The organism is Thiobacillus sp. SCN 63-57 (assembly GCF_001725555.1).
Lineage (GTDB): Bacteria > Pseudomonadota > Gammaproteobacteria > Burkholderiales > Thiobacillaceae > Thiobacillus.
This window is the reverse complement of the sequence record NZ_MEGP01000005.1, coordinates 79,834-92,596: the sequence shown is the minus strand read 5'-3', so window position 1 is coordinate 92,596 and position 12,763 is coordinate 79,834. Positions and strand designations below refer to the sequence as shown.

The window sequence follows — 12,763 nt, the reverse complement described above, 5'->3', positions numbered from 1 at the left end:
CGCTCGGCATTCCCGCCACGATGCTGGGCTTCAGCTTCAACCGTCATCCACGAATCCCTGCGGTCCATGCATTGTCGAGATTACACCCCAAGGTGACTATCAACATCCGGGATCAACCGTCGCTTGAGCGTTTCACCCGGATTGTCGGTATTCCTGCGAGGCTGTGTACCGATAGCGCTTTCCTCATGCCGCCCGCCACCGCCCCCCTCCCCGAACCCGAAGCTTGGATCGCCGCCATGCGTCATGAAGGCCGAACCCCTGTGGGCATCAACCTGAGTGCCCACGCGTTGGCACCTGCTATTGCACAAGCAGGTCTGGACAGGCTGATTGACTGCCTTGCCGAACAGTTCAGACATGCTGGCGAGCAGAACAGACTCGCCTTCATGTTGCTCCCGCATGATCTCAAATCACAGTCTGGTGACGTGCCCATGTTGCAGGCTCTCAAAGAAGCGCTGCAACAAAAAGGCTTCACGCACGTACGCTATACACTGATCGATCAGCCTGACAAGATCAAACGACTTACAAGATTTCTCGACCTCGTCATCACCGGCCGCATGCATTTGGTGATTGCCTCACTGGGCAGCGGAACACCTGCGTTATCGATAACCTACCAGGACAAATTCGAAGGCCTCTACCAGCACTTCGATCTGTCGCTCGAACACACCATTACCCCGATACAATGTCTCAGCGACGCGTTCTTGAGGAAAATCAACGACGCATTCATGCATAGGCATGACAATCGCGCACGGATACTCAGCCACCTGCCAAGAGTAAAAGCACTGGCTTCGCGAAACCTTGCGATCGCAACGTGCGACCCCGCCGATTAAAAGCCAACAAACCAGCACATCAATTACTACAAACCAACCAGGCCATCATTACAAAATCAGGAGGGGTGATGCTTATCCGGGATATTCAAGCAAAACATACCGAGCATGCACTGAAGTTCTATCGTTTACGCCCGTTTGCCAAGAAACTTCTGGGCAGAAACTGACGCGATTCCACACATGGATATATGAGTCATGGTCACAATGACTGCCTATCCAGGCAAGCAGCCCAATCATCCCAGATGAAATGCCATCTTTGCAGCGCAGAAACCAGGATCATGTTCACTGCGGAGATTCTCCACAAATACATGGTTCCCTATCACTACTGTGCAGCGTGCGACCACCTGTTCGTCAGCGATCCCACCTGGATGAAAGAAGCCTATTCGGATGCCATCGTGCAGGAAGACACGGATATTGCTGCCCGGAACATCTTTAATGCGTTAAAGCTCGCTGCAATCGATTTCCTGGTCCTGGGCGATCGCGGACGGGGAAAGTACGTTGACGTGGCGGGTGGATACGGCCTGCTGACTCGCCTGATGCGCGACCTGGGATTCGACTACTACTGGTCTGACCCCTATGCAAACAACCTCTATGCGAGAGGCTTCGAGTACGATCCCTCGCTAGGCGGCTGTCTAGCTGTCAGCGCCATCGAAGTCCTGGAGCACACAACCAATCCGCTCGATTTCATACAACGTACCCTGGCCGACCACCAGTCCGACACATTCATCTTCACGACCGAAGTTTTCGCTGACGACGACCCACCCCTGCCTGGTCACTGGGGTTATTACGCATTCGACACCGGCCAGCACATCGCTTTCTTTTCCCGCCAGGGGCTGAAACGCCTGGCCGAACGACTGGGCATGACTTACTACCCATTGGGGCGTCTGCATGTCTTCTCGAAGAAAAATCTGCCGCGCTGGAAACTCAAACTGGTCAGCTGCAAATGGCTGACCATCCCCCTCGCATTGATGGCGGCATCAAGACTGGGCTCCAGGCGAGGCCGGGATCAGGCAATAATACGCAACCGAACGAACCGGACCCAGGCATAGAGCTTGCTTTTCAAAATCCCCATGCCCCCATTTAACACCCTAGTATTCAAAAAAAAATGAGCCTTGGTCATTCCATCCGCCATGGCGCCAAGTGGGTCTTCATCGGCAACACCGGCAGCCAGGTCGTCAACTTCGCGCTGGGACTGATACTCGCGCGCCTCCTGGTGCCGGCCGAATTCGGCATGGTGGCGACCATCCAGATCTTTACCAGCCTGGCCGGGTTCGTTGCCGGCGGCGGGATGGGACAAGCCATTGTGCGTGCCAAGGAAGCCAGCAAACGTGACTACGATCTGCTGTTCACGCTGCAATTCCTCATCGGACTGGCCATCGTCAGCTTCTTCTTCGTCATCGCCCCCTGGTTTGGGCGCTGGTACGCCAATCCCCTGTATGCCGATCTGCTGCGCGTGGCCGCATTGTCTTTCCTGGTACGCCCGTTTTTCAATGTACCCAGCAACATGCTGCACCGGGAGATGCGCTTCAAGGCCAAGACGGCGGTACAACTGGCCAACCTCGCGGTCTACAACAGTATTGCCCTGAGCCTGGCCTACCTCGGTCACGGTCCCTGGAGCCTGATCCTCGCCGGCCTGTTCAGCTCAATGGCCGGCGCCTTTCAGTTTGCATGGTATGCGCGTTGGCGTCCTGGCATCTGCTTCGATTTTGCGCGCGCGGGTGAACTGATGCGCTACGGACTCCTGGCTTCCACCAACAACATCGTTTGTTACATACGTGTGCAGTTGCCCACCTTCATCCTGTCCCGTAGCCTGGGGCCGGCCAGCGTGGGGCTGTACAACAAGGCCGAAAGTCTGGCGGCGCGCCCGCATGGCTTCATCACGGGGTCGGTGTACGAAGTCCTGTTCCGCGCGTTGGCCAAGGAACAGGACAACCTCGACACATCCCGCTACCTGTTCTTTCGCAGCCTTACGCTGGTCGCCGTTTATGCCCTGCCGTTCTATATCGGTTTTCTGTGGCTGGCAAAACCGCTGGTGGTGACGTTGTTCGGCCCTCGCTGGGCCGACTCGGCCGGCCCTCTGATGATCCTCAGCCTAGCCGCCCCCCTGATGATGATCGAGAATCTATCCGGTGCCGTCCTGGCCGCACGCAGCTGGCTGGGCAAGGAACTGGTCGCGCAGGTCGTCATGATCGGCGTTGCCGCGGCCGCCATCCTGGTCGGCCTGCCTTACGGATTGACTGGCGTGGCGACCGGCATGGTCTTCGCTCTGTTCTATCTCACCCTACACATGTTCTGGCTCGCCAAACAGTCACTCAATGCCCGCTGGATTGACCTGGCTCGAGCTTTCATGCCGGCAACGCTCCTCAATGCCATCCTGACTGGCACTTTGTGGCTTGCCAATCATGCCATCCCCCCATCCATCCAATCGGTCGATGCGCTGTACGTGTTGTTCATGACGACCGCGGGCGGATTGGTTTATGCGATCTGTTTCCTGTATCTGCCCATCTCGGCCCTTGCGTCGGAAACCGCCCGCTGGAAAATCAGACTCAAACTCGCCAAAGCGCCCGCATGACCCGGATCGACCCCATCTCGCGCGCGCTCCATCGCCAGGTCGGCCAGCACGGGCCGGTCATCCTCATGTATCACGCCGTGCTACCCGGCCAGACTGTCCCCGCATGGCCATGGGCCGTATCCATGCAGCAGTTCCGTGACCAACTCGACTTTCTGGCCACCGAAGGTTACCAAACGCCGACGATGGCCGAACTGGCCGCCGCACCCACGAAGACATGGCAAGGGCGCACAGCCGTGATCACGTTTGATGACGGCTACGCCGACAACTTCGCCGCATGCGAGGAACTGCAGCGGCGCGGCATGCGTGCCACTTGGTTCATCGTGACTGGCTCGGTCGGCCAGCCGCCCCGCTGGCCCGATGACGGACGCCCCGCCGGCCGTCTGCTGAACACGGATGAGTTGCGCGAGATGCAGGAAAATGGCATGGAAATCGGCTCTCATACGGTCAACCACGTGCGGCTGACCGGACTCGACGACGTGAGTCTGATGCAGGAACTGACCCACTCCAAGGCCATGCTGGAAGATATACTCGGCAATCCCGTCGGCAGTTTTGCCTATCCGTATGGCGACTGGGATGCGCGTTGCGTCCAGGCGGCACAACAGGCCGGCTATGCCGCGGCCTGTACCACCGAGGCCGGATGGGCGTTGCGAGACCAAACCCCCTACCAATTGCGGCGGCTGACCATATTCAATACCGACACGCCGGGCCGCTTCACGCGCAAGCTGAGTTTCGGCAGCCACGACGTGCGCTGGCGGGATCTCAGCCGCTATGCGCTGCGACGGCTTCGTGGCATCTGAGTGCGACCGATGCTCCCTGTCGTCTCCATTATCATGCCCTGCTACAACGCCGCGGCCCATTTGCCGACCAGCGTCGGCAGCGTGCTGGCCCAGACGTTCCCCGACTGGGAACTGCTCGCGGTCGACGACGGATCCAGTGACGCCACCCTGGCGTGGCTGCAGGCGCAGACAGACCCCCGGATCCGTCCCCTCACCCAGCCCAACCAGGGCGTCAGCGCAGCACGTAACACCGGTCTGGCGGCAGCGCGCGGTCAGTATGTGGCGTTTCTGGACGCGGACGACACCTGGGCCGAGCGCTTCCTGGAAAAGATGCAGGCCGCACTGCACCATCACCCTGATGCGGTATTGGCGTATTGCGGCTGGCAGAACCTCGGACTGCCCGGCGGACGCGGTGAGCCGTTCGTGCCACCCGATTATGAAACCCCGGACAAGGCGAAAACCCTGTTTGCCGGCTGTCGCTGGCCGATCCATGCCGCACTGGTCCGACGCGAAGCCGTGCTGGCCACAGACGGTTTCGATCCCGCCCTGAGAAATGCCGAGGACTACGCGCTTTGGCTGCAAGTGGCGACGCGTGCGCCCATCGTCCGCATACCGGAAGTACTGGCCTTCTATCATTTCCATGGCAACGGCCAGGCCTCGGCCGACCATGCCCGGGCCGCACTGCAGCACTGGCAGGCACAGTGCCACTATCTGGCCGCCCACCCCGCTTTCCGCGCCGCACTCAGCCACCCTGACAGGCGCGCGCTGACCGTGGGTGAGTTGCTGCAGCGCGGCTATGCCTGCTACTGGCAGCGCGACCTGCCCGCCGCCCGGCAAATTTTTCGTACGGTCATGAAACAAGGCTATGGCACACTCACCGACTGGAAGTACATGTTGCCCGCCTGGCTGCCCGAATCCTGGCATCGGAAGCTGATCGGGTTGCGCGACCGGAAACCATAAATACAACCGTATGGACAACTTCGACCCCACGCTGATCTCCGTTGTCATGCCCTGCTACAACACCGCACCCTACGTGGAAGAGGCGATCGAGTGCGTACTGCAGCAAAGCTACCGGAATGTCGAACTCATCGTCGTGGACGACGGGTCGAACGACGCGTCCATGCGAATTGTCGAGCGTCTGGCGGCCGGCAACCCCGACCGTATCACCGTGCTGCACCAGACCAACAGCGGACCCTATGCGGCGCGCAATCACGGCCTGTCCCATGCACATGGCAATTTCGTCGCCTTTCTGGACGCGGATGATTACTGGCATCCCGACGCGCTCAACCGGCTGCATGCCGCGATGACGGAAACCCTGGCCGATGTAGCGTATTGCGGCTGGCAAAATGTGGGGGAGGCCGCTGCCAGCACCCATCCCTACATCCCGCCCGACTATGTCCAATCGGATGCCGCCGCCCTGTTCCTGCAATCCTGCCCGTGGCCGATCAATGGCGTCCTGGTGCGGCGTCAACTTATCGACACCTTGCGCGGATTTTCGGAACGTCTGCCCACCGCCATGGACTATGACATGTGGCTGCGCATGCTCGCCCTCCAGCCCACGGTGGTGCGCGTTCCCGAGGTACTGGCGTTCTATCGCCGCTATCCGCGCGGCGATGCGCATATCCCGCGCTGGCGCCAGGTCTTCGATGCCATTGCCGTGCGCGAGGACTTCGTCCGCCGGCATCCCGCCCAGATCGCCCATCTCAGCCGGGCTGAACGTGATGACCGGGTGTACGGCTCGCTGCTACCCGAGGCGTATCGCTGCCATTGGCGGCGCGATACCGACTCCGCGCGGCGCCTGTTCCGTCGTGCGTCCCGCAAGACAGAATGGAAAGCACGTGATGCCAAATACATCCTGGCCAGTTTCTTGCCTGCATCGGTATTCGAATCGCTGATCCGGATGATCGATACCCGGCGCAGCACGCGTAATTCCATCTGAACCGTCGTCATGCCTGTGCTTACCTTCGCTTTTTGCACCTATAACCGTGCGGACCGTCTGGAAAAACTCGTTGCGGCGATGCGTGAGCAAACCTGCCCAATCCCCTTCGAAATCCTCGCGATCAACAATAACAGCAGCGATGCCACGGCCGACATCCTCGCGCGCCTTGAACAGCTGCCGGGCCCGACACTACGCTGGGTGACCGAGCCCGTGCAGGGGATCGTGGCCGCACGCAACCGCGGCATTGCCGAGGCACTGGACAGCGACATCCTGGTCTTCATCGACGACGATGAAATCCCCCTGCCGGGCCTGCTCGAAGCCGCGGTCGACGCCATTCTGAACGAAGGTGCAGCGTGTGCGGGCGGCCGCGTGGCGATGGATTTCTCAACCACCATACGGCCGCGCTGGCTCGAAGACGATCTGCTCGGTTTTCTTGCCGCCGTCGACCATGGACCGGAACGATTCTGGATCGAGGATGCCAGCACCCCCATCTGGACCGCCAATGTCGCGTACGACATGCGCCTGTTCCGCGACGACCCGGCCTTGCGCTTCGACATCCGCTACAACCGCGAAGGCAAGGATGTCGGCGGCGGCGAGGATGCCATGATGCTGCGTGCCCTGCTCGAGCATAAAGTCCGGATCCGTTACCGTCCTGAAATGGCCGTGCTGCATGCTGTCGAATCCTGGCGGCTCAGACGCGGCTATTTCTTGAAACTGCATTACCGGGCCGGCTTGCGTCATGGCCGGTTTTCCCTGCCGCGCTACCCCAGCACCCTGTTCGGCGTTCCTCTGTTCATGGTCGCCCAATTTCTGAATCACTGCGGCCGGACATTGAAGCTGGCCATCAGCGGACAGCCCGGGCTGGTCCGTCAGGCGATGAATGCTGCCCATGCACTAGGCAGCCTGCAAGGCTACCGAAACCGGTCCGGGGCTTGACCATGATCGACGTCGCCATTCGCTTCGATGATCCATCCGCGGTCAGCGACCATGTGCTCGAGCACGGAATATTGCATGCCATGGCCATGCACGATGTCTGCGCCACCTTTGCGGTCATTCCGCATGCCGGACAGCACGCCTTGTCGGCCGGCGATGTGCCCCATCTCGTCGAGGCACGGCAATCCGGCAGGATGGAAATCGCCCAGCACGGGTTCAGCCATGAACCCTGTCAAGCCGAGGCCAGTCTTCCTTCCGAATTCGCCGGTCTTGATCAGGCGGAACAAATGAAGAAAATCGTGGCCGGCCGAGCGACGCTTGAACAGGTATTTGGTTGTGCGATCCCAGGATTCGTTCCGCCGTTCAATACCTTCGACCACATCACCGCTGCCGTGCTTTCCGAGCAGGGTTTCCTCTACCTCTCGGCGGGCAGCGAACACGGATCGGTCGAATCCGGCCGTCTCACCGAGCTTCCGCGCACCTGTCAGCTCACCGAACTCCGGCCGGCGCTCGCCGAAGCGCGACGCCACCCACACGGCAATCTGGCCATCGTGGCCGTCATGCACCATTACGATTTCCAGGAGTCGGGGCGTACCGATGCACCGTTGACGCTCGAGCAACTCTCGGATCTGTTTCGATGGCTCCGCCAGCAGCCCGATGTGCGATTGCACACATTGAGCCGGCTGGCCTCCAGGCATGATGCGAATACCTGGCGCAAGGCGGTGCAGCGAAACCGCTGGGTACAGCGGCAGCACTGGCGCATCCGTTCCGTTTTCCCGCGATACGGCCTCATGCCCCACGCTCTATTCAGATACGTTCGTTTGACTGGAACCTCCACGTGACCTCGTCTTTCTCGCCCCCATCACGCCAGCAAGGCCCGATCTTCATCGTCGGGGCGCCGCGCTCCGGTACCACCATGCTGCAGTACCGGCTGCGCAATCACCCGCACATTTCGCTCCCCACCGGGGAATCGCATTTCTTCATTCCGCTGTACCGCAATCTGAAAAGTTTTGGCGATCTCAGCCAGGAGGACAATATCCGTCGCGTGCTGCAAGCCATGCATGAGCAAAGCCGGGACTTTCTGGAGACCGATCTGCATGGCTTGAAATTCGATGTCGACCGGTTGGCCCGCGAACTTCATACCGAAGGCCGGTACACGATGCCGGCGATCATATCGGGGCTGTTCGAGAAAAATGCGCGGGGCGAAGGAAAGTCCAGATGGGGCGACAAGACGCCCTATTACGTGATGCATCTCCCCAAACTGCTCGAGTGGTTTCCCGATGCCCAGATCGTGCACCTGATCCGCGACGGACGCGATGTCGCCCTGTCGCTGTTCGGCAGACAGCACGATTTCTCCGTGTACAACACATATTTCGCGGCGGAATACTGGGAAAGCTACGTGGAGAAAGGCCGCGCACTGGGCAGCCAATTGCCGCCCCAGCAATACATGGAGCTGCGCTACGAGGATTTGCTTGCGCACCCCGAAGACAGCATGCAACGGATTTGCACGTTCCTGGGCGAACCCTACTCGGCCGAGCTGTTTGCCGTCACGTCGGTGGACGACCCGGGCAAGACCCCGCTGGTGCATGAACCCCTGAAAGCCGACAACGCGGGAAAATGGCGCAGCAAGATGACGCCAGCCCAGATCAGGGCCTTCGAAAGCGTGGCCGGCAAGACCTTGCGCGAGTTCGGCTACGATCTGGTCACGCCGGGCATGCCGCCCGCGCTCGCCGTGAAAGCCGCCTACCGTCTGCATAACAAGGTGCTGACCCGTTTCTGGAAACGTACCCGACGGGCACTCGCGTGACCGCGCTCACCATCCTCATCTGCACCCACAACCGGGCAGAACTGCTGCAAAAGACCCTGGCGTCGCTCAATGGGGCGCGCCGCCCCGCCATGCCCGTGCGCATCCTAGTGGCGGCCAATGCCTGCAGTGACGACACCGTGGTGCAGATGCAGGCGTACCAAGCCCGCCAGGCGACCGGAAATGACTTGCCGTTGCAGGTGCTCGACGTGCCCACACCCGGGAAATCCCATGCGCTGAATGCCGCCATCCCGACCATCGAAACCGAACTCATTGCCCTGGTGGATGACGACCACCGCGTGGACGAGAACTATTTGACAGCCATCGAACAAGCCGCTGCGGCCTGGCCCGATGCCGGCCTGTACTGCGGAAGAATCTTGCCGGATTGGGATGGCAACGAGCCAGCGTGGGTACACGACGACGGTCCCTACCGCATCTATCCCCTGCCGGTTCCGCGCTACGACCAGGGCGATACGCCCCGGGCCGTCACGGCCGAGGCTGGCCCGATACCGGGCGGCGGCAATCTGGTCGTGCGCCGTCGGGTATTTGAAGTGGCCGGCCAGTTTTCCACCGAGCTGGGGCCGCACGGCCACGATCTCGGTGGCGGCGAGGACAGCGAATACGTATTGCGCGCCCTGGCGCGTGGCGAGCACTGTCAATACGCGCCGGCCATCGTGCAATACCACTATGTCGACACGGAACGGCTCCGGCTCGGCTATCTCCTGAAAAAAAGCTATCAGCGAACCCGCTCGACCGCCCGCCTCCGCGGCAGCGGCTCGGTTCCCTTGTACATGTGGCGCAAGCTGGCCGAGTATGGCGTCCACAGTGCATTCAGTCTGTCGTGGGCCAAGCGGCGTTTTTACTGGGTACGCACCGCGGCAGCCCTGGGCGAAATCCAGGGGTGCCGCGAGTCGGGGCATCGCGGCAAGAACCTGGAACTCCCGCCCGACCGCGGCATCGTGCTCACCGAATCGCTGGCCTTGGTCACCGCCGTCTGCGGCCTGATCGCCTGGTTCGCCAGCGGCGACGCGCGCTGGACCGGCCTGCTTCCCGCCCTGGGCGTGGCCGGGATTGGCACGGCCGCCCTGCTCGCCAAATCGCTGCTCGATTTTTCGCATACCGGCCCCCGCATTCGCGACGAGATACTCAAGCATTACCGCCGCTATACGCTGTTTTCGCTGGCACGCCTGACGGTCTGGGCCTTTGCGCTCATGCTCTTCACTGGGGGAGCCGGCGTGCTGCTCTATTTCATGCTTGCCACAGTGACAGGCACAGGCTGGTCGGCATGGCTGGCCGCCGTTGCCGCACTGCTCGGCATCCTCGGCGGTTTCAGCCTGCAATTCATCCGCAAGCTGCGTTTCAATCCCGGACTGCTGGCGGCGTCGATGCATTACCGCATGAGCCGGCTCTATCGACTCTGGCATGCCATGACGCCGGCACGCATCACCCGATTGCAGACTCTGGGAATCGTCTTGACTGGGCTATTGTTCATGGCCGCCTCCTGGCAGCTGGCGAAGGAAAACCGCGTGGCCACCTTGATGGCCCTGTGGGCGGCCACGCTGTTCTTTGCCGGGACGATCGTATGGGCCGGCTGGCAACCCGAGGCACGCGCGCCGCGCAAGCGGTCGACGCGCACGTCGGATTCGCAGCCCAACATCCTCATGATCGGATCCGATACGCTGCGCGCCGACCGCCTGGGTGCGCTGGGATATCGCCGCATGCTGACGCCCCATATCGACCGATTGGGCGAGCGCGGCGCACTCTTCGCCAACTGCTATGTGCCGTGCGCGCGCACGGCGCCGAGTCTGATCTCCATGCTGACCGGCACTTGGCCCCACACCCACGGCATCCGCGACAACTATGCGGATCACGAGGCCACGCGACTGAACGTGGATGCCTTGCCCGTGTGGCTGAAACAGGCCGGCTATCGTACCGCGGCGATCTCGGACTGGTGCGGTGCCGACATGGGGAAATTCTCCTTCGGCTTCGACTACACCGATCTGCCGGAAGACCAGTGGAACCTGAAATACCTCATCCGCCAGGGGCCCAAGGATCTGCGGCTGTTTGTTTCCCTGTTCGTCCATAACCGGCTGGGGCGGTTGCTCCTGCCCGAGGTGTACTACCTCGGCGGGGTACCACTCACGCAGCCACTCGGCAAACGCGCCCGGCGTCTGGTGTCGCGCCTGGCGGAAAACGCACAGCCGTTCTTTCTCAATGTGTTCTACTCCACCACGCACCCGCCCTTTGCCTCGGAGTGGCCGTGGTATACGCGCTTCGCCGATCCGGGCTATGCCGGCGAGTCAAAATTCGCGATGGCCCGGCTCACGGACCCGTTCGAGATCATCCGGCGCCAGGGCGCCCCCCGTGAGGAATTCGATCTCGACCAGATCATCGACTTGTACGACGGCTGCGTGGCGGAGTTCGACGACGAAGTCGGCAAGATGCTGGCGCACCTGGATGTCTGTGGCCTGGCCGACAATACGATCATCGTCGTCTACTCCGACCACGGCATGGAATTCTTCGAGCACGACACCTGGGGACAGGGCAATTCCGCCGTCGGCGATTTCAGCCCGCGCATTCCGCTCGTCATCCGCGCCCCCGGCCGTCCGGCACGCGGCACGGTGGAGCAGGTGGTGCGCTCGATCGACCTTGCCCCCACGTTGCTTGAACTCGTCGGCGCACCGCCCGTCGCCAGCGTGGACGGCGTGTCGCTCTCAGGCTGCATGGAGCTGGACGGCGACTGCCCCGAACTCGACGCCTTCAATGAAACCGGCATCTGGATCGCGCATATTCCCGGCCTGCCGGAAGCACACCTGCGCTATCCCAACCTGCTGGAACTGATGGAGGTGCCGGATCGCGCCTGCGGCGCCCTGGCGATCAAGTCCGAATACTGCAACGCCATCCTCGACGCCAAGGATCGTATGATCCGAAGCGGCCGCTGGAAACTGGTTTACCAGCCACTCGAGACAGGCCATGTGCTCAGCCTGTTCGATCTGGAAACCGACCCCGCCTGCCAGCACGACGTGTCGGCGCATCATCCGCAGCTGAAGGCGGATTTATGGGCCCGGTTGCAGGCCTTCGTCCAGGCGTCGCGGCAGCGCGCCCGCCCCTGATCAATCCGGGCAGAAACGGCAGTAGGGATTGGTCGGCGAGCCGATTTTGGGCGGCGCTGCAGGCGTCTCGGCAGGAGGCGGCGGTGCGCTGTCAGACGACTCGACGGGTGGCGTGGAACCGGGTTCGGCAGTCGGCGCGGCGTCCGTGTCCGCCTGAACGGCAACCGGTACAGGCTCGACGGGGGCTGGGTACGGCAGCTTGCCACCCAGTTCGGTGTAGCGCCGTTGCAGGCTCTTGGTGTCGGGATTGTGCCGCAAGCCCTCCGTGACGGTCTCCAGGGCCTTGGCGCGATTCTTCTGCTGGCTGTACATGTCTGCCAACGTCATGTAGGCGCGGGGCTGTTTCGGATCCGCCTCGATCGCCTTCATCAGATCCCCGACCGCTTCGCCCGTCCGCTTCATCATCGACAGGGCAATGCCGCGATTCATGAGGATCTCGGGACGCAGGGAAAAATCCGGGTGGGTATGGGCAAGCATGTAATCGAAGTTGCGCAGCGCCGCTTCCAGCGTGCCCTGTCGGTCCTTGTTGGACGACCCCATGCCGCGCGCCCGATTCACGAAATTGAGTCCGGCACAGTAATGATGGACGTGCATGAAATCGGATCCCATGGAATCCCGCCAGCTCTTGAACGCCTCCGATTTTTCATCGAACCGCGCCGCACAATAAGGTGGGAGGGTGGCCATTTCCGCCGGGCTTGGCTTCCACTCCGCCGTGGCGGGCAGGGCCATGACAAGTCCTGCCAGTCCCAGCATCAACTTGGTGAGCGTCTTCATCGCGCGTCCTTTCTCTATCATCTCGATT

Annotated in this window: 11 protein-coding genes; 10 read left to right on the top strand and 1 reads right to left on the bottom strand. The window is 61.5% G+C overall.

The features are described 5' to 3' along the window. The 10 genes from ABT23_RS03190 to ABT23_RS03145 all read left to right on the top strand — a co-directional run. Positions 1 to 827 (top strand): polysaccharide pyruvyl transferase family protein (locus ABT23_RS03190; RefSeq protein ID WP_296631048.1); only part of this gene is annotated, 827 nt, incomplete at its 5' end. A 275-nt stretch (positions 828 to 1,102) separates the two neighbouring features. Continuing rightward, complete coding sequence (locus ABT23_RS03185; protein ID WP_296631042.1) at positions 1,103 to 1,873, top strand: class I SAM-dependent methyltransferase; 771 nt, start codon at positions 1,103 to 1,105, stop codon at positions 1,871 to 1,873. 56 nt (positions 1,874 to 1,929) lie between these two features. Further along, complete coding sequence (locus ABT23_RS03180) at positions 1,930 to 3,396, top strand: lipopolysaccharide biosynthesis protein (protein ID WP_296631038.1); 1,467 nt, start codon at positions 1,930 to 1,932, stop codon at positions 3,394 to 3,396. Beyond that, positions 3,393 to 4,193, top strand: coding sequence for a polysaccharide deacetylase family protein (locus ABT23_RS03175; protein ID WP_296631031.1), 801 nt, complete (start codon positions 3,393 to 3,395; stop codon positions 4,191 to 4,193). Before ABT23_RS03180 ends, ABT23_RS03175 begins: the two co-directional genes overlap by 4 nt. A 9-nt stretch (positions 4,194 to 4,202) precedes the next feature. Further along, positions 4,203 to 5,132 (top strand): glycosyltransferase, encoded by a 930-nt coding sequence (locus tag ABT23_RS03170; RefSeq protein ID WP_296631030.1) that lies wholly within the window; start codon positions 4,203 to 4,205, stop codon positions 5,130 to 5,132. Between the two features lie 10 nt (positions 5,133 to 5,142). Continuing rightward, positions 5,143 to 6,111 carry a glycosyltransferase gene (locus ABT23_RS03165; protein ID WP_296631028.1) on the top strand — a complete coding sequence of 323 codons (969 nt, stop codon included), beginning with the start codon at positions 5,143 to 5,145 and terminating at the stop codon, positions 6,109 to 6,111. 9 nt (positions 6,112 to 6,120) lie between these two features. Then, a complete protein-coding gene (locus ABT23_RS03160) occupies positions 6,121 to 7,047 on the top strand; it encodes a glycosyltransferase (protein ID WP_296631025.1) in 927 nt (308 codons plus the stop codon). Between the two features lie 2 nt (positions 7,048 to 7,049). After that, entirely contained in the window at positions 7,050 to 7,886 is an 837-nt protein-coding gene (locus ABT23_RS03155) for a polysaccharide deacetylase family protein (protein ID WP_296631023.1), read from the top strand. After that, positions 7,883 to 8,851: a sulfotransferase gene (locus tag ABT23_RS03150; RefSeq protein ID WP_296631020.1), complete on the top strand. Its 969-nt coding sequence runs from the start codon at positions 7,883 to 7,885 to the stop codon at positions 8,849 to 8,851. Before ABT23_RS03155 ends, ABT23_RS03150 begins: the two co-directional genes overlap by 4 nt. After that, a complete protein-coding gene (locus tag ABT23_RS03145; RefSeq protein WP_296631018.1) occupies positions 8,848 to 11,961 on the top strand; it encodes a sulfatase-like hydrolase/transferase in 3,114 nt (1,037 codons plus the stop codon). Before ABT23_RS03150 ends, ABT23_RS03145 begins: the two co-directional genes overlap by 4 nt. Here the strand turns inward: ABT23_RS03145 and ABT23_RS03140 are convergent, their stop codons facing one another. Next, positions 11,962 to 12,756, bottom strand: coding sequence for a tetratricopeptide repeat protein (locus tag ABT23_RS03140; RefSeq protein ID WP_296631015.1), 795 nt, complete (start codon positions 12,754 to 12,756; stop codon positions 11,962 to 11,964). Positions 12,757 to 12,763 lie beyond the last annotated feature (7 nt).